The sequence below is a fragment of the Streptomyces sp. ISL-10 genome, assembly GCF_018614575.1.
GTDB lineage: Bacteria > Actinomycetota > Actinomycetes > Streptomycetales > Streptomycetaceae > Streptomyces.
This window is the reverse complement of record NZ_JAGGOJ010000007.1, coordinates 226,183-244,058: the sequence shown is the minus strand read 5'-3', so window position 1 is coordinate 244,058 and position 17,876 is coordinate 226,183. Positions and strand designations below refer to the sequence as shown.

Annotated in this window: 10 protein-coding genes; 3 read left to right on the top strand and 7 right to left on the bottom strand. The window is 73.3% G+C overall.

Annotated features, from left to right (window positions below):
* Positions 1 to 68: 68 nt before the first annotated feature.
* On the bottom strand, positions 69 to 3,899 hold the full coding sequence (locus tag J7E88_RS07770) for a UvrD-helicase domain-containing protein (RefSeq protein ID WP_374196253.1): 3,831 nt from the start codon (positions 3,897 to 3,899) through the stop codon (positions 69 to 71).
* Positions 3,900 to 4,111: 212 nt separating this feature from the next.
* On the bottom strand, positions 4,112 to 4,582 hold the full coding sequence (locus tag J7E88_RS07765; RefSeq protein ID WP_374196248.1) for an MGMT family protein: 471 nt from the start codon (positions 4,580 to 4,582) through the stop codon (positions 4,112 to 4,114).
* 206 nt (positions 4,583 to 4,788) lie between these two features.
* Here J7E88_RS07765 and J7E88_RS07760 point away from each other — a divergent pair, with 206 nt between their 5' ends.
* From J7E88_RS07760 to J7E88_RS07750, 3 genes are all read left to right on the top strand, one after another.
* A complete protein-coding gene (locus J7E88_RS07760) occupies positions 4,789 to 7,671 on the top strand; it encodes a lysylphosphatidylglycerol synthetase family protein (RefSeq protein WP_215178644.1) in 2,883 nt (960 codons plus the stop codon).
* Positions 7,672 to 7,807: 136 nt separating this feature from the next.
* Positions 7,808 to 9,361, top strand: coding sequence for an alpha/beta hydrolase (locus J7E88_RS07755; protein ID WP_215178642.1), 1,554 nt, complete (start codon positions 7,808 to 7,810; stop codon positions 9,359 to 9,361).
* 60 nt (positions 9,362 to 9,421) lie between these two features.
* Positions 9,422 to 11,008, top strand: a complete 1,587-nt coding sequence (locus tag J7E88_RS07750; protein ID WP_215178640.1) for an alpha/beta hydrolase — start codon at positions 9,422 to 9,424, stop codon at positions 11,006 to 11,008.
* Between the two features lie 108 nt (positions 11,009 to 11,116).
* Here the strand turns inward: J7E88_RS07750 and moeZ are convergent, their stop codons facing one another.
* The 5 genes from moeZ to J7E88_RS07725 form a co-directional block, all read right to left on the bottom strand.
* Complete coding sequence (gene moeZ / locus J7E88_RS07745; protein WP_215178638.1) at positions 11,117 to 12,295, bottom strand: adenylyltransferase/sulfurtransferase MoeZ; 1,179 nt, start codon at positions 12,293 to 12,295, stop codon at positions 11,117 to 11,119.
* A gap of 63 nt (positions 12,296 to 12,358) precedes the next feature.
* Positions 12,359 to 13,120 (bottom strand): spherulation-specific family 4 protein, encoded by a 762-nt coding sequence (locus J7E88_RS07740; RefSeq protein WP_215178636.1) that lies wholly within the window; start codon positions 13,118 to 13,120, stop codon positions 12,359 to 12,361.
* Entirely contained in the window at positions 13,108 to 14,067 is a 960-nt protein-coding gene (locus J7E88_RS07735) for an NAD(P)-dependent oxidoreductase (RefSeq protein WP_215178634.1), read from the bottom strand. The genes J7E88_RS07740 and J7E88_RS07735 overlap by 13 nt, the downstream gene beginning before the upstream one ends.
* A gap of 187 nt (positions 14,068 to 14,254) precedes the next feature.
* The gene (locus tag J7E88_RS07730) at positions 14,255 to 16,108 is read right to left on the bottom strand and encodes a hypothetical protein (protein ID WP_251022268.1); all 1,854 of its coding nucleotides are present in this window, start codon (positions 16,106 to 16,108) and stop codon (positions 14,255 to 14,257) included.
* Positions 16,105 to 17,769, bottom strand: a complete 1,665-nt coding sequence (locus J7E88_RS07725) for a DUF3492 domain-containing protein (protein ID WP_215178632.1) — start codon at positions 17,767 to 17,769, stop codon at positions 16,105 to 16,107. The genes J7E88_RS07730 and J7E88_RS07725 overlap by 4 nt, the downstream gene beginning before the upstream one ends.
* Positions 17,770 to 17,876 lie beyond the last annotated feature (107 nt).

The window sequence follows — 17,876 nt, the reverse complement described above, 5'->3', positions numbered from 1 at the left end:
AGCCGGACCGGCTGCCGTGGACCTTCATTGGATGCAGGCCGAGAGGTCAAACCCGGGCAAAACACCGATCATTCCACTATTTGGCGGCCCTCCGGCTGAGCGCTGCACGACGCGCGGAACGCACAGTGGGTGCAGTGCTGGCCGGTCGACGGCGTGAACCGTTCGTCGAGCACCCGCCCGGCGGCGCCGGCCAGCAGGTCGCCCACCCACTCCCCGCTGAGCGCTTCCTGTGCCTGCACCTTGGGCAAGGCGTCGCCACCCTCCTTCTTGGCGGCGGGCTGACGCAGCTGTACGAGTTCGGCGCCGCCGGGCTCCGGACGGCGGCCCTCGAAGACCTCGTCGACGGCACCCTCGCGGATGGCGAGCTGGTAGACGGCGAGCTGGGGGTGGCGGGCGACCTCGTCCCGGGTCGGCGACTGCTTGCCGGTCTTGAAGTCGACGACGTAGGCGCGGCCCTGGGCGTCCTGTTCGACGCGGTCCATGGAGCCGCGGATACGCACCTCGTACTCCCCCGCCTCCAGCGTCACGTCGAAGTCGTGCTCGGTCGCCGCGGGGGCTCGGCCGCCGCGGTCCATGACATGCCAGCGCAGGAAGCGTTCGAGCGCCACGCGCGCGTGCTCCTTCTCCTGCTGGGACTTCCACGGGGCGTCGAAGACGAGGGCGTCCCAGACGGAGTCGAGCCGTTCCATGAGGACGGCCAGGTCGGCGGGGCTGCGGCCGGACGCGACCTCGTCGGCGAGAACGTGCACGACGTTGCCGAAGCCCTGTGCGGCGGTGGCCGGGGCGTCCGCCTTCACCTCGCGTCCCAGGAACCACTGGAGCGCGCAGGTGTTGGCGAGCTGGTCCAGCGCGCTGCCCGAGAGGGTGACGGGCTGATTCCGGTCCCGCAGCGGTATCGCGCTGTGCGTGGGGTCGAACATGCCCCACCAGCGGTACGGGTGCGCCGACGGCACGAGGGGCTGGCCCTCGTCGTCGGCGAGCGCGGCGAGCCGGGCGAGTCGGCGAGCGGCGGCGTCGCGCAACTCCGGGGACGCTTCCGGGTCCACGGTGGTGGCCCGCAGCTCCGCGACGAGCGGGGCGACGGCGAGGGGGCGGCGGGGCCGGCCGGTGACGTCCCGGGGCTCGACGCCCAGCTCCGTCAGGAAGCGGGAGGGCTGGTCGCCGTCGTCCGCGGGCGCCTTGACGGCGGTGACGACGAGACGGTCGCGGGCGCGGGTGGCGGCCACGTAGAAGAGGCGGCGCTCCTCGGCCAGGAGCGCACCGGGGGTGAGGGGTTCGGCGAGGCCGTCGCGTCCGATGCGGTCGGCCTCCAGGAGCGACCCGCGCCGGCGCCGGTCCGGCCACAGGCCCTCCTGCACGCCGGCCACGACGACGAGCCTCCACTCCAGGCCCTTGGAGCGGTGTGCGGTCATCAGGCGCACGGCATCGGGGCGGACCTGCCTGCGGGACAGGGTGTCGGCGGCGATGTCCTGGGCGTCGAGCTCCTCGATGAAGTTGAGCGCGCCGCGGCCGCCGGTGCGTTCCTCCGCGCGCGCGGCGGTCTCGAAGAGGGCGCAGACGGCGTCGAGATCGCGGTCGGCGTTGCGCCCGGCCGCGCCGCCGCGGAAGGCCGCGCGCTCCAGGCGCTGCGGCCAGGAGGTGCCGTCCCACAGCAGCCACAGCGCCTCTTCGGCGGTGCCGCCGCCTTCGAGCAACTCGCGGGCCTTGCGCAGCAGGCCGCCGAGCCGCTGGGCACCGCGGGCGTAGGCGGGGTCGTGGGTGACCAGGCGCTCGGGCTCCGCGAGCGCGCGGGCGATGAGCTGGTCGGAGGGGGCGGGCAGCCGGTTCCCCCCGGCACGCTCCTCGTCCCGCAGCGCCCGGCCGAGGCGCCGGAGGTCGGCGGAGTCCATGCCGCCGAGGGGCGACGTGAGGAGGGTGAGGGCGGTCTCGGTGTCGAGCCAGGACTGCGGATGGGGGGCGTGGGGCGGGTCAGCGGTGGCGCTGGTCGCGTCGGCATCGGGACCGGGGGCGGCGGTCGCGTCGAGCGCATCGGCGTCGGGGCCGAGGGCACCAGAAGCGGCGGGCGCAGCGGGGTCGGTGCCGAGGCCGACGCGCGCGTCCGCTTCGGGGCCGCCGTCGCCGGTCGGTGCGACCGAGTCGGCTGTGGCATCGGTCGCGTCCGCTTGGGGACCGCCGTCGCCGAGCGCCGCGAGCGCATCGGGGCCGAGGCCGCCGGGCGGTGCGACCGCGTCCGCTGCGGCATCGGTCGCGTCGGCATCGGGGCCGCCGTCGCCGAGCGCCGCGAGCGCATCGGGGCCGAGGCCGCCGGGCGGTGCGACCGCGTCCGCTGCGGCATCGGTCGCGTCCGCTTCGGGACCGCCGTCGCCGAGCGCCGCGAGCTCAACGGCATCGGCGGTCGCGTCGGCATCGGGGCCGAGGCCGCCGATCGCCGCAAGCGCGTCGAGGGTCGCGGCCTCTGTGACCGCAGGGGCATCGGGAGGATCGGGAACACCGGCCCCCGTACCCGCAGCCGAACCCGCCTCCCCCGCCCCCGCCGTGCCCCCGCCCGGCGCGCCGTCCGGGACGCCCGCGGCCGTGCCGCGGCCCGTCGCCGCCGTCGCTGCCGCTCGAAGGGCCGTCAGGAGGGGGGCGACCGCAGGCTCGTGGCGCAGGGGGATGTCGTCGCCGTCGACCTCCAGGGGGACGCCCGCCGACGTCAGGGCTCGGCGCAGGGAAGGGATCGTGCGGCCGCCCGCGCGGACCAGGACCGCCATCTCGTGCCAGGGCACGCCGTCCTCGAGGTGGGCGCGGCGCAGGATGTCCGCGATGTTGTCCAGTTCCGTGGAGGCCGTCGGGTAGGTGTACACCTCCACCCCGCCGCCCTCCCGGACCGCCGCCGGCTCCCGGTGCGCGCGGACCCTGTCCGCGGGGAGCCGGGTCAGCGGCATCCGGCGCGTCAGCAGGCGCGTCGCCTCCAGCAGCGCGGCGCCGCTGCGCCGGGACGTCGTGAGCACGGCGACGTCCGACGACCTGCCGTCCGCGCGCCGGAAGACGTCGGGGAAGTCGAGGATGCCGTTCACGTCGGCACCGCGGAAGGCGTAGATGGACTGGTCCGGGTCGCCGAAGGCCACCAGGGTGCGGCCGCCGCCCGCCAGGGCCCGCAGCAGCCGCACCTGTGCGGGGTCCGTGTCCTGGTACTCGTCCACGAACACCGCGTCGTAGGCCAGGTCTCCCGGCACCGGCGTGCTCTCCGCCAGCAGCACCGCGCGGTGCACCAGCTCCGCGTAGTCGAGCACGCCCTGCATGTCCAGGACGTCCAGGTACTCGGCCAGGAAGGAGGCCGCGGCGCCCCAGTCGGGACGGCCCGTGCGGGCCGCGAAGCGCGCCAGGGCGTCCGGGCCGAGTCCGAGCTCCCGGCTGCGCGCCAGCACCGCCCGGACCTCGTCGGCGAAGCCCCGCGTGGTGAGGCAGGCCCGCAGCTCGTCGGGCCAGCGCGCGCCGGCCATCCCATGGCGTTCCAGGTCGATCTGGCCGGCCAGCAGTTCGCGTACGGCGAGGTCCTGTTCGGGTCCGGACAGCAGCCGCAGCGGCTCGGAGAACAGGTCGGCGTCCTGGCGGGCGCGCACGAGGGCGTAGCAGAAGGAGTGGAACGTGGTGGCCTGAGGCCCGTGCGCCCCGCCCAGCCGCAGCGCCATGCGGTCGCGCAGCTCGACCGCCGCCTTGCGGCTGAAGGTCAGGACCAGGATGCGCGCCGGGTCCGCGCCACGGGCGATCCGCGCCGCGACCGCCTCCACAAGCGTGGTCGTCTTTCCCGTGCCCGGCCCGGCCAGCACCAGCAGCGGGCCGTGGGTGTGGTCAACCACGGCGCGCTGTGCCGCGTCCAGGTGAGGGGGTTCCACGGGGACCGGCGGGGTGCGCACCAGTCGGTACGCGCCCGGGACCTTGCCTCTGCGCCCCTGCGGGCGTGGGGGGACCCCCTGGCGTACCTGGTGCGGGTACGCCGTACGCCCGGTTGCGGAGGAGGAGCTCACGTGGATCGCCGGTCCTGGTGGGTGTGCTGATGATGGGGACGCGGTGCGTGCCGCGCTCAGGGGACGCTACGCCAGGCCGCGCCGCGCGGGCAGCGGCCCCGTCACGTACCCCGTACGGTCGCCGGACTGCCCGCTGCGCCGCCGTTTGGCGGAAGCTGTTCTATGTGAGCCCCGTTGTGACCCTCTTCGCTGTGAGGCACATCTCGCGGAACGGCCCCGTCCGTGGGACCGGCGCCCGCCATGCCGTCCCACCGCGCCCGCTTCATGTCGAGACGCGGCAGATGCCCCTCTGCGGCTCGCGAGGCGTCCCGCAGCGGCGTACCTTCTCCGCGGTAGTGGTCCAGGGCGCGCAGCTCGTGGCCGGGCAGCAGGACGCCGTCGGCGCGCACGACGCGCCACCACGGCACGGGGCCGCCGTACAGCGCCATCACGCGGCCGACCTGGCGGGGTCCGCCTTCCCCGAGCCATTCCGCGACGTCCCCGTACGTCATCACCCGGCCCGGCGGGATCAGCTCGGCGACCTCCAGAACCCGCTCGGCGTACTCGGGCAGCTCGCCCATCCGGTCGTCCATCCGCCCCATCCTGCCGCACGCCACCGACAACGCCCCGGCGAGGAGGCGAACCAGTCCACTTGCCGCAAAGAGGCACATCTCGCGCGCCCGACGCCCCCGCGATACACCCTGATGCCTCCCTCTGTCGTCCGGTCGTGCCACCATCGTGCGGGCGGTGACTGGTGATACGAGATCAAGAAGAGACCGAGACGGCGAAGGAGCAGGGCGTGCAGCCTTCGGAGGCGGCAGACGGCCCTGAGCGCGAGCCGAACCCGGATTCGCGCATTCCGTCGACCGGTCCGGACGCCGGGAAGGACTCGCCCGGCACTCCCGAAACAGAGGGCACCGCCGACAAGGACGCCCAGCACGGCATCGACGGCCCCGGCACCCCGCGCGGCACCGACGAACCGGACGTCCCGCACGGCACGGACCCCAGCGCCGAAACCGACGGCCCCGGCACCCCGCACGGCAAGGACCCGAGCGCCGGCGACCGGCCGGTCCCGCCCCCCAGTGGCTCGCCCCGCGCCGACCACGTCCGGGCGGACCGGGTCTCGGGCGACGAACCGCTGCTCGCCGCCCGGGTCCACCGCCCCTCGGACCTGATGCGGCTGCTCATCGGCATCCTGGCCATCGCCGTCGTCCTGGCCGTCGCCGCCTTCGCCCAGGGCACCACCACCGGCCTCGAGTCGGACATCAACAAGGGCACCGGCCAGGCCCCTGACCTGTTGGTCAAGCTCGGGGGCCTGGTGTCCAGCATCGCCGTGCTGCTCGTCCCGGTCGCCTTCGCCATCGAACGCCTGGTCAAACGGGACGGGCTGCGCATCGCGGACGGCGTCCTCGCCGCCGTCCTGGCCCACGGTGTGACACTCGCGACCGACCTGTGGGTCTCCCGCAGCGCCCCCGGCAGCCTCCAGGACGCCCTGACCCAGCCGCAGACGAACGGCCTGACCGACCCCGTGCACGGCTATCTCGCGCCTGTCATCGCGTACATGACGGCCGTGGGAATGGCCCGCAGACCCCGCTGGCGCGTGGTGCTCTGGGTCGTGCTGCTGCTGGACGCGTTCGCGATGCTGGTCGCCGGCTACACCACACCGTTCTCGATCATCCTCACCGTCCTCCTCGGCTGGACCGTCGCGTACGGCACCCTCTACGCGGTCGGTTCCCCGAACGTCCGCCCCACCGGCCAGACCCTGCTCGCCGGACTGCGCCACGTCGGCTTCCGGCCGGTGTCCGCGATGCGGGCCGAGGACACTCCGGAGAACGCCGACCAGGACCGCGGCCGCCGCTACCTGGTGTCGCTGGAGGACGGCCCCCCGCTGGACGTCACCGTCGTCGACCGCGAACAGCAGGCGCACGGCTTCTTCTACCGGGTGTGGCGGCGCCTGACCCTGCGCTCGATCACCACCCGGCGCTCGATCCAGTCGCTGCGACAGGCCCTGGAGCAGGAGGCGCTGCTGGCGTACGCGGCGATCGCCGCCGGGGCCAACGCGCCCAAGCTCATCGCCACCTCCGAGCTCGGCCCGGACGCCGTGATACTCGTTTACGAGCACCAGGGCGGGCAGGTGCTCGACGCGCTGGCGGACAAGGAGATCACCGACGATGTGGTCCTCGGCGCCTGGCGGCAGGTGAAGTCGCTCCAGTCGCGGCGCATCGCGCACCGCAGGCTCGCCGGTGACGCGATCCTGGTGGACCGGTCGGGCCGGGTGGTCCTGACGGATCTGCGCGGCGGCGAGATCGCGGCCAGTGACCTGGTCCTGCGGATGGACATCGCCCAGTTGCTGACCACGCTCGGTCTGCGGGTGGGCGCGGAGCGGGCGGTCGCCGCCGCTGTCGAGGTGCTCGGCCCGGACAAGGTCGCCGACTGTCTGCCGCTGCTCCAGCCGATCGCACTGAGCCGGTCGACCCGCGCGACGCTGCGCCAGCAGGCCCGCGAGCGGGCGCAGCGCGAGCGCGAGGCGGTGCTCGAGGCGTCGGCGACGGCCAGGAAGACCCGTACGCAGGAGGTCGCGGCCGACGACCGCAAGGCGGCCCGCAAGGTCGAGCGTGCGGAGAAGCAGGCAGACAAGCGGGCTCTGGACGAGGCGAGGGAGGAGGCCCGCGAGGAGGACCTGCTCTCCCAGATCCGCCGCCAGGTGCTGCTCATCCGGCCGCAGGCGCCCGTGGAACCGGTCCGGCTGGAACGGATCAGGCCCCGTACGCTCGTCAGTTTCATCGCCGGTGCTGTCGCCGCGTACTTCCTGCTGTCGCAGATCGCCGGGATCGATTTCGGCACGGTCTTCGACAAGGCGCACTGGGGCTGGGTCGCTGCGGCCCTGGCGTTCTCCGCGGTGAGCTATGTGGCGGCGGCGATGAGTCTGCTGGGCTTCGTGCCGGAGCGGGTCGGGTTCGGGCGGACCGTGCTCGCGCAGGTCGCCGGCTCGTTCGTCAAGATCGTGGCCCCGCCCGCGGTCGGCGGCGTGGCGCTGAACACGCGCTTCCTGCAGCGCTCGGGAGTGCGGCCCGGTCTCGCGGTGGCCAGTGTGGGCGCCTCACAGCTCTTCGGGCTCGGTGCCCACATTCTGCTGCTGCTGTCCTTCGGCTATCTGACGGGGACGGAGCGGACGACGTCGTTCGCCCCGTCCAGGACGGTGATCGCGGGCCTGCTCACGGTCGCCGTGCTGCTACTGGTGGTCACGGCGATCCCGTTCCTGCGCAAGTTCGTCGCCACCCGGCTGCGGTCGCTGTTCGCCGGGGTGGTGCCGCGCATGCTCGATGTGCTGCAGCGGCCGGTGAAGCTGCTCACCGGCATCGGCGGGATGCTCCTGCTGACCGGCGTGTTCGTGATGTGTCTGGATGCGTCGATCCGCGCGTTCGACGGCGGCAACCAGCCGATCAGCTACGCGAGCATCGCCGTGGTGTTCCTGGCGGGCAACGCGCTCGGATCGGCCGCGCCGACACCGGGCGGTGTAGGTGCCGTCGAAGGCGCGCTGTTGGGCGGGCTGCTGCTGGTGGGCGTGCCCAGTGAGGTCGCGGCGCCCGCCGTGCTGCTGTACCGGACGATGACGCTCTGGCTGCCGGTGCTTCCGGGGTGGTTCGCGTTCAACCACCTCACGCGCAAGGGCGCCCTCTGAGCGCTTCTCCCACCGGGCGGCCCAGGAATCACCCGTACGGAGCAGTGAAGCCACCCGTACGGTGCCTTGATCGGTGAGCCACCCGCATGGGCGGTTCGCCCGTGCGGAGCAAGCTGGGGCGGCGCACGATGGCCGTATGCCGACCACATGCGCCACGGCCCGTGCGGCCGCCGTCGCCACCGCCGCCGCCGTCCTGCTGGCAGCAGCCGGCTGTGGAAGCGGCGGGGACGACGAGGACCGCCCCAAGGATCTCGCAGCCCAGGAGCTGGACTGGCAGCCCTGCCCCGCGCCCTCGGAGGCCGAGGGCGGCGGCCCGAAGCCGTCGCCGCTGCCCGGCGGCACCACCTGGGAGTGCTCGTTCCTGGACGCGCCGCTCGACTGGGACGAGCCCGACGGCGAGACGATCGAACTGGCGCTGATCCGCGCCCGCGCCCGGGACACGGCGAACCGGATCGGTTCTCTCGTCTTCAATTTCGGCGGCCCCGGCGGCTCGGGGGTGGCCACCCTGCCCGCCGCCGCCATGGACTACGGAGCCCTGCAAGCCCGCTACGACCTGGTCAGCTTCGACCCGCGCGGGGTCGGCCGCAGCGTGCCCGTGGAGTGCCTGGACGACCGGCAGATGGACGAGTACGTGGCCGAGGACGCGACGCCCGACGACGCTGCCGAGGAGGAGGAGTTCGCCGGGAACGTCAGGCGGTTCTCGGAGTCCTGCGAGGAGAACTCCGGCCACGAGCTGCCCCATGTCGGCACCATCGATGCCGCGCGCGACATGGACCTGATCCGCCAGGTCCTCGGCGACGACAAGCTGCACTACTTCGGGATCTCTTACGGCACCGAACTCGGCGGCGTGTACGCCCACCTCTTCCCCAAGCGGGTGGGGCGTGCGGTGTTCGACGCGGTGGTCGATCCGAACGAGAACTCCGAGCAGGGCTCGCTCGGCCAGGCCGAAGGCTTCCAGCTGGCACTGACGAACTTCCTGAAGGACTGCGTCGAGCGCGGTGACGACTGCCGGCTCCCCGGCTCCACGGTCCAGGAGATACAGAACTGGATCATCGGCTTCCTCGGCGGCCTGGACAGCAAGCCGATACCCGGCATCGGGGAACGCAAGCTGACGCAGAGTCAGGCTCTGAACGGCATCGCGCAGACGCTGTACTCCCGCGAGTACTGGGAGCTGCTGGAGCAGGGGCTCGACGAGGCGGAGGGCGGCAACGGCGCGCTGCTGATGGCGTTCTCCGACGCCATGACGGGCCGCTCCGAGAACGGCCGCTACAGCAACATACAAGCGGCGGGCACGGCGATCCGATGTGTGGACTCCAAGGCGCGGTACACGCTGGAGCAGACCAAGGCGAAGCTGCCCGCGTTCCGCAAGGCGTCACCCGTGTTCGGCGAGTTCCTGGCCTGGGGCCTGATGGGCTGCACCGACTGGCCGGTGCAGGGCACCTGGTCGCACCCGGACGTCTCCGCTCCGGGCGCCGCGCCGATCGTGGTCATCGGCAACACGGGCGACCCGGCCACGCCCTACGAAGGGGCGAAGGCGATGGCCGAGGCCCTCGGCAAGGGCGTGGGCATCCAGGTCACCTACCGCGGCCAGGGGCACGGCGCGTACGGCAACAGCGCGTGCGTGGACCGCGCCGTGGACGACTATCTGCTGAACGGCAGGGTTCCGAAGGACGGCACGGTCTGCCGGTAGAGCAGCAAAGACGCCTGCCTAGGATGTCGAAACTGTCTTCGAACGCCTTGGGGGGCCGGAATGAGGAAACGAGTCAGGGCGGGAGCCCTGGCCGCCGCGATGGCGGTGCTGGCCGGTACGGCCGCGGGATGCGACAGCGTGGGCAGCGACACGACACAGGACGGGAAGAACAGCGCCGCACCGTCCGCCCCCGCCTCCTCGGCGGACACCGGCCCGGGGACGGTGGCACTGCCTGCCGAGCTCACCGGGCAGCGGCTGGACTGGGGCGCGTGCGAGGCACCGGTCAAGGCGTACGGAAGCTACGCCGAGCGGCCCGGCCGGCAGTGGCGGTGCGCCACGCTCAAGGCGCCGCTCGACTACGGCGACCCCACCGGGGAGACCATCGGCATCGCCCTCATCCGCTCCGTGGCGAAGGAGCCGGACCGGCGCATCGGCTCGCTGCTGTTCAACTTCGGTGGTCCGGGCGGCTCCGGGGTCGCCGCGCTGCCGGGTGCCGCCAAGGGCTACGCGACCCTGCACCAGCGCTACGACCTGGTCGGTTTCGACCCGCGCGGCGTCGCCGAGAGCTCGGCGGTGGTGTGCCGGGACGACAAGGAGACCGCGAAGTCGCTGGCATTGGACTTCACCCCGGACACCCCACGGGAGGAGAAGGCGTACATCGAGGACTCGGCGGCGTTCGGTGCGGGCTGCGCCGAGAAGTCCGGCCGGGTCCTGCCGCACGTCGGCACGGTCAGCGCCGCACGCGACATGGACCTGATCCGCCAGGTCCTCGGCGACGACAAGCTGCACTACCTCGGATTCTCGTACGGCACCGAACTCGGGGGCGTGTACGCCCACGTGTTCCCCCGGAACACCGGGCGGCTCGTCCTGGACGCGGTCGTCGACCCCTCGGCCGACTACGTGGCCCACTCGCGCAACCAGGCCCGCGGCTTCCAGCGCGCGCTGGACAACTACTTCACGAGCCGGGGCATCGCCGCCGCGGACGGCACCGCGCGCGTGACGAAGCTCCTTCGCGAGCTGGACCGCGAGCCGCTGCCCGCGGACGGCGGCCGCAAGCTCACCCAGAGCCTCGCGGTGACCGGCATCATCATGCCGCTGTACTCGGAGGACAACTGGAAGTACCTGACGTCCGCGCTGGAGGCGGCCGAGAACGGTGACGGCACCCAGCTGCTGCTGATGGCCGACTCGTACAACAACCTTGACGAGAAGGGCCGTTACGGCACGCAGGACCACTCGCAGCGCGCCATATCGTGCGCCGACGCGAAGGGCCGCGTGACGGCGGACGAGGTCCGCTCCCGTCATCTCGCCGACTTCACCGGGGTCTCCCCCGTCTTCGGCCCCTATCTGGCGTGGGACCTGGCGGGCTGGTGCGCCGACTGGCCGGTGCCCGGTGCGTCCGATACCCCCGAGGTGTCGGCGAAGGGCGCCGCGCCGATCCTGGTCGTCGGCACGACGGGCGACCCGGCGACGCCGTACGAGGGTGCGCGCCGGATGGCGGACGAGCTCGGGGCGGGCGTCGGCGTGCTCGTCACCAACAAGGGCGAGGGGCACGGGGCGTACGGCAGCGGATCCTGTGTGACACGCATCGTGGACGGCTACCTGCTCGACGGCAAGGTGCCGGCGGACGGCACGACCTGCACCTCGTGAGGCCGTACGCCTCGCGAGGGGGCGCCCTGAAGCCGCGCGCCACCTCGCAGCAGCAGGGGCCCCGGACCGCTCACGCGGTCCGGGGCCCCTGCACCGAGCTGCCGGTGATCAGTAGACCGGCTTCTCCGGCTCGATCTGGTTGACCCAGCCGATCACGCCGCCGCCGACGTGCACCGCGTCGGCGAAGCCCGCAGACTTGAGCACTGCGAGGACTTCCGCACTGCGGACACCCGTCTTGCAATGCAGGACGATCTTCTTGTCCTGCGGCAGGTCCTGGAGGGCGCTGCCCATCAGGAACTCGTTCTTGGGGACCAGACGCGCGCCCGGGATCGAGACGATCTCGTACTCGTTGACCTCGCGGACATCGATGATGTCGATGTTCTCGCCCTCGTCGATCCACTCCTTGAGCTGCTTCGGAGTGATCGTCGAGCCGGCCGCCGCCTCCTGGGCCTCCTCGGACACGACGCCGCAGAAGGCCTCGTAGTCGATGAGCTCGGTGACGGTCGGGTTCTCACCGCAGACCGCGCAGTTCGGGTCCTTGCGGACCTTGACCTGGCGGTACTGCATCTCCAGGGCGTCGTAGATCATCAGCCGGCCGACCAGCGGCTCACCGATGCCGGCGAGCAGCTTGATCGCCTCGTTGACCTGGATGGAGCCGATCGAGGCGCACAGCACGCCCAGCACGCCGCCCTCGGCGCAGGAGGGGACCATGCCCGGCGGCGGGGGCTCCGGGTAGAGGCAGCGGTAGCAGGGGCCGTGCTCGGACCAGAAGACCGACGCCTGGCCGTCGAAGCGGTAGATCGAGCCCCAGACGTAGGGCTTGTTCAGCAGCACGCACGCGTCGTTGACCAGGTACCGGGTCGCGAAGTTGTCCGTGCCGTCGACGATCAGGTCGTACTGGCTGAAGATGTCCATCACGTTCTCGGCCTCGAGCCGCTCTTCGTGGAGGACGACGTTCACGTACGGGTTGATGCCCTTGACGCTGTCGCGGGCCGACTCGGCCTTGGAACGGCCGATGTCCGCCTGGCTGTGGATGATCTGACGCTGCAGGTTCGACTCGTCGACCTCGTCGAACTCCACGATGCCGAGCGTGCCGACACCGGCCGCGGCGAGGTACATCAGGGCCGGCGAACCGAGGCCGCCCGCGCCCACGGCGAGCACCTTGGCGTTCTTCAGCCGCTTCTGCCCGTCCATCCCGACATCCGGGATGATCAGGTGGCGGGAGTACCTGCGGACCTCGTCTACGGTGAGCTCGGCAGCCGGCTCGACCAGGGGTGGCAGCGACACGGGGGCTCCGTTGGTCGGTAAGTCAGTACGGTTGTTCTCCCCGTAACACTGCCACGGCCCTCCTCATTCCGAGACACCCGGTCCGATCTGCGAGACGATTTCGTCCCAGTAGCCGGGCAGTGCCTCGTATGGGCCACTTTGCCCTTTTCCTTCCTCCGGGCCGCCGCGGTCCGTGAAGAAGATCGTCCCGGCGCCCTGCCAGCGCGCGATCCGGGTGGCCTCCTCCAGATGCGTGCGCGGCACCCCGTGGACGAAATGCGCGAACCGCTCCGGCGGATGGTCCGCCGTCCATTCGGCCACCTGCGACCAGCGGTAATCCGTCCACGGTCCGGAGAAGGTGACCAGCTGGTCCGCCGCCTCGGCGTAGCCCGGGTGCGGGTGGGCGCCGTGCCCGAGGACCAGGTGGCCGCCGTCCGTCATGGCATCCAGCGTGGCCGTGGTGCGCCGCACCTGCGCCAGGTCCGCGCGCTCGACCGGGCAGCGGTCGAGCAGGAAGCCGTCGACCCGGTACCAGTCGCAGAAGTGCTGAGCATCACAGACGACGTCCCCGAACGAGCGGGCGCCATGGGCGAGGTCGAGGTGTCCCAGCACGCGCACCCCCGCGTTCCTCAGCCGGCCCGCCGCCTCCAGGCAGTGCGGGTCGGGGAGGATGCCGGGACCGTCGGCGACATTGAGGACCACCCAGTGCAGCGGCGTCCCGGGGCGGGTCAGTTCGGCCCATTCGAGGGGCGCGAGCAGCGGGTGGGCGTAGCCGGGGATGCCGAAGCCCAGCCCGTCCGCGCCGGTCGCCGAGAGCTGGGCACCGGAGCTCGTCAGATGCGGCATGCCGCCTCCATCCAGATGTCGGCGAGGGATTCCTCGAGGTTGATACGGGGCCGCCAGCCGAGCCGGTCCCGTGCGGTGCGCACATCGGCCTGCTGCCAGCCACCGCAGCCGTCCGGGTACGGGGAGGGGGTGGCGGCCAGGTGCTCGGCGACCGACTCGCCGCGCGGCGCGCCGATGCCGGGGCGGCCCGAAGGCACATCCAGTTCGTGCAGGGCGCCCGCGTAACCGGCGACGCGCGCGAGGGTCGCCGCCGCGTCCCGGAGCTTCACGGCGCGCCCGGTGCCGATGTTGACGACGCCCTGCGCGGCGGACAGGGAGGCGGCGTGCACGGCGCGCGCCACGTCCCGTACGTCGACGAAGTCGCGCTGCACGCCGAGGCCGCTGAGCTTCAGCTCGCCGTCTCCCTGCTGCATGGTCCGCCGCATCGCCTCGGCGAGGCGGCCGAGCGGGGAGCCGGCCGGGGTGCCGGGGCCCACGGGCGAGAAGACCCGCAGGACGACGGCGTCGAGTCCCGAGCCGAGCACCAGCTCGGTGGCGGCGAGTTTGCTCACCCCGTACGGGCCGCCGGGCCGCGGCACGGCGTCCTCGGCCGTCGACGAGCCGTGCTGGGACGGTCCGTACTCCGAGGCGCAGCCGATCTGGACGAGCCGTGCGCCGCATCCGCTGCGCCGCAGTGCCTCGCAGACGGTGGCGACGGCGACGGTGTTGTGCCGGGTCAGTTCCCGGGCGCCGCCGCGGGTGGCGCCCGCGCAGTTGATGACGACACCTGGGTGGACCGCGCCGAGGAAGCGCGTGAGCGCGCCCGGGCTGCCGCCGGAGAGGTCGAAGCGCACGTCGGCGTCGTCGCCGCGGCCGAGCGCGGTGAGGTGCACGGCCGGATCGGCGAGGAGCCGGTCGGCGACGAAGCGGCCGAGGAATCCGTTGGCACCGAGCAGAAGGACCCTCATTGCGCGGCTCCTCGGTGCCGACGGGCCGTGACTGGGTGGTGCGGGGTCATGCGCAGTCTCCTTCGGGGGTGTTGCTGTCGATCCCATGGATGCCGGCTGCTCCGCGGTGTCGGCTCCGCGGACCGCGTCGGCCGGCTCCATGGCGGGTGGTGTTCGGTGGGTGTGGCCCTTCGGTGGGTGTGGCCCTTCAGTGGCTGTGGGCCGAGGCCCGGGCGAGCATCGCGAACGCGTGGACGGCGAGTCCCAGCGCGGCGGCCCCGCAGGCCAGTACCGGTACGGCCGCGACGCCCCCCGCCCCGACGAGCGCCTCCACAGGACGCGCGAGGAGGTCGAGGCCGGGCAGCACGCCCGACAGCAGCAGGGCGGGGGCCGCCACCTCGACGGCGCATGCCGCGGCCAGGGCGGCCGATGCGGGCTCCGGGAAGCCGTGGACGACGAGCAGCCGGGCCAGGAAGAGCAGCGTGCCCAGCACCACGGCGGGCGCGAGCGTCCCCGCGTCGGGCAGGACGAGCCCGGTCAGGGTGGCGATTCCGCCCAGCGCGCCGACGTACAGAAGAAGGACGGCGAGCAGCAGGGGGCGGGTCCCGGTGGCGAAGTCGTCCAGTCCACGGCTGGTGCCGAGCCTGCGGCGCGCCCGTACGGAGAAGAGGTGCGCGCACCAGGCCGCCGGTGCGACGGCGAGGGCGAGGGCGACGAGAGGGGCGGCACTCATGGGCCGGACGCCGTCCGGGCCGCCGCCGACGATCGCGCCGAGCAGCCCTTGGCCGCATGCCGCGTGGGCGAGCAGGAACAGTGTCCACAGGCGTGCGGCGGGGAGCGTACGGCCCCGGGCGCGCAGCGGGCCACTGCGCAGCGCGAACAGGAGCGCGATGCCCGTGGCGAGCGCGCCGAGTGCGCCGACCGCGAGCCGGGCGGCGCCCTCGGTGGCGGCCATGCCCGCGACCGTGAGGGCGCACACGGCGCCCGGCAGCAGCGGTCCCAGGGGCGGCCCGGCCCGCCCGGCGCGTGGATCGGCGGCGCGCGCCGGGCGGTCGTCGGCGGTGGTGCGCTCCGCCCGCGCGAACATCTCCTCGGCGAGCGAGAAGACGTCCCGGTGCCGGAAGCGAGCGGCGGTGCGGTCGGTCACCCCATGGGCCTCGAGCCCCGCGGCGATCTCCAGAGGGTCGACGGCGTGCTCGCAGAGCTCACGATGCCGGTGGATGAGCCTCTTGACGGGATCGGCCCCGGCCCGCCGACCGGCGGCCCGTACGGGGCCGCCGTCCCTGCGGAAACGGTCCCGCCCGGGCGCGCCGTCTGCCGGTGCGGCCGCGGCACGTTCGGCGCTGGGCGGAATGACGTCGTCGCCGATACCCGGCGCGGTATCCCCGGGGCTCGGGGGCCCGGCGCCGTCAGGGCCGCCGACCACGGAGCCGCGGGCGCTCTGCGGAACGACGTCGTCGACACCGTCCGGCCCGAAGCCGACGACAGGTACGACCGTTCCTCCTTCGGCACCGCCCGACGCGGAGCTGCCCGTGTCCGGGGAGCCGGATTCGCCATGGGACCGGCCAACCGTGGGCGGGGTGTGCGCCGCAGCGGCCGTGCCGTCGCACGGCGCTCCCCCCGGGAATGTGTCCGTCAGCGGTGGTCCGTCTCCGGGCCGGTCGGTGCCCGCCGCCTCGTCGCGGTGCGCCGGTGCCGGAGGGATGACGGACTCGGATCGCCCGGCACCGGCGAAGGGCTCCCGCGATCGCCCGGCCCCGCCATCGGCACCAGCAAGCGGCTCACCCGAGGCACCGGCGCGCTCCCCGGAGGCGTCCGCGACCGCCTCCCCCGACATGGCGCCCCCCGTGCAGGACCGGTCCTGCACCTCCGCGTCGCCGGGTCCGGCCGGGTCACCTCCCGGCGCCGACTCTGCGCGGATGTCGTCGAGGGCCGTCAGCGCCGCCAGGGCCCAGACCGCGCGGACGTGGTCCCTGTCGGTCTCCAGGTCGAGGTCGAGGCCGCCGTCCAGCGCCGCCGGTTCCTCGGGGGCCGCGTTCCCCGTGATGCGTGCCGCGTTCATCGGCCTGCCTCCTTCCTTCTCTCCGGTGTCGTGCCGGCGCCGACGAGCCCGGTTCCCGCGACCCAACTCGGCGTCTGCGCGCCCGTTCCCGTCCAGCCGCCCGGCACATGCGATTCGGCCGGGTGCGCGAAGGGCAGGGGCTCGCCGTCGGCGTCGACGGCCTCCCGCTGCACCGGCGAGTGCGAGATCAGCTCCAGGTAAATGCCGCGAAATGCCGTCAGGTTCTGTTCGACGGTGAAGAGTTCCAGCGCGCGGGCACGCGCGGCCGCGCCCAGGCGCGCACGGCGCTCCGGGTCGCGCAGCAGCGCGAGGCACGCGTCCGCGAGCGCCCGCGGGTTGCGCGGTGGCACCACCAGCCCGGTGCCGCCGATGACTTCGACGACCGCCCCGACGTCCGTGGACACCGTCGCCCGGCCGCAGAACATCGCCTCGACGAGGCTGACCGGGAAGCCCTCGACCACGCTGGAGAGGACGGCGACCGCTCCGGCGGCGTACGCGTCGCCCACTTCGGGCGCCTCGGGGCCGCCGATCTCCTCGAAGGAGACCGGGTTGTCCCCGACGGCGTGCGCGTCCGCGGCCTCGTCGGGAAAGAGCTGCGCGGCCAGGGCGCGGCAGTGGGCCAGGTACGTCGTGCCCTCGTCGCTCCGCACGGGCGCGCCGAAGATCCGCAGGCGAGCGGCCGGCTCCTCCTTGCGGATCGCGGCGAAGGCGTGGAGCAGGGCGATGAGGTCCCTGGCGGGTTCGATCCTGCCCACCCAGACGAGGGTGTGCCCGTCCCCCGCGTCGTCGCTCTCCCCGACGGCCGTGAAACGGTCCGCCTCCATACCGGGGTGGACGGTGCGCAGCTTGGCGCGGTCGGCGCCGCACTTCTCCTGCCAGCGCCGGGTGTGGGCGTTCCCGGGGGTGATGACGGCCGCCTGGCGGTAGGTCTCGGCGGCGAGCTGCCCGTGGAAGCCGGCGAGCATGGCCCGCACGGGGTCGCTCAATCCATCCTCGCGCGCGGCGAGATACTGCGCGCGCACCTGCGCCCCGTACTCCGTGACCAGCAGCGGGACCCCGCAGAAGCGTTTGGCCAACAGGCCGGGCAGCGCCGCCGTTCCACCGGACGCGGCGTGGCAGAGGTCGGCCGACGCGAGGCCGTCGTCCTCGTACCAGTCGAGCGAGAGGGGGCGCAGCGCGCGCTCCAGCCGTTCGGCGACGGCGAGCAGGTCGGCGACGGTCACGCCCTGCAGGACGCGGTGTGCGCCGGGAACGCGGCAGGCGGATTCGAGGGTGCGCAGGGCTGTTTCGGAACGCAGGGCGGCGGGCAGTCCGCCGTGGTCGCGAGCGAGGTCGGCGAGACCGTACAGCCCTTCGGCGAAGCCTTCCCCACCGGTACAGAGCGCGGCCGCCAGGTCGGCGAAGTGCCCGGTGAAGCGCAGTCGTTCGCGCCGTCCGTGGCGCACGCCGTCGGCGGCCGGCGCCCACAGCCGCGCGCTGCGCACTCGGCGCACCTGCGGCGGCAGCGCAGGGTGGCGCTGCTCCTCCTGCCGGGCGCTGCGACGGAGCGCGTAGACGTCGAACTCGTGCTGCGCGAGTCCGTGCACCAGCCGGTCGCACCAGAGCCCCGACTCACCCGGCGCATACGGATAACCACCGTCCGTGAGTAGTCCGATCCGCACAAATACACCGCCGATCTCCCTTGTGGACGGCCGCCGTTGGTTTCCGGCGACTCACAGCGGGACGACGTTATGCGGATGTGGCGGTGGTGCGACGGACGGTTGTCCAT

Excerpts from the sequence above, each read along its gene's own strand:
- J7E88_RS07765 (WP_374196248.1), bottom strand. The coding sequence starts at position 4,582 with ATGGACGACCGGATGGGCGAGCTGCCCGAGTACGCCGAGCGGGTTCTG.
- J7E88_RS07755 (WP_215178642.1), top strand. The coding sequence starts at position 7,808 with ATGCCGACCACATGCGCCACGGCCCGTGCGGCCGCCGTCGCCACCGCC.
- J7E88_RS07750 (WP_215178640.1), top strand. The coding sequence starts at position 9,422 with ATGAGGAAACGAGTCAGGGCGGGAGCCCTGGCCGCCGCGATGGCGGTG.
- J7E88_RS07740 (WP_215178636.1), bottom strand. The coding sequence starts at position 13,120 with ATGCCGCATCTGACGAGCTCCGGTGCCCAGCTCTCGGCGACCGGCGCG.
- J7E88_RS07735 (WP_215178634.1), bottom strand. The coding sequence starts at position 14,067 with ATGAGGGTCCTTCTGCTCGGTGCCAACGGATTCCTCGGCCGCTTCGTC.
- J7E88_RS07730 (WP_251022268.1), bottom strand. The coding sequence starts at position 16,108 with ATGAACGCGGCACGCATCACGGGGAACGCGGCCCCCGAGGAACCGGCG.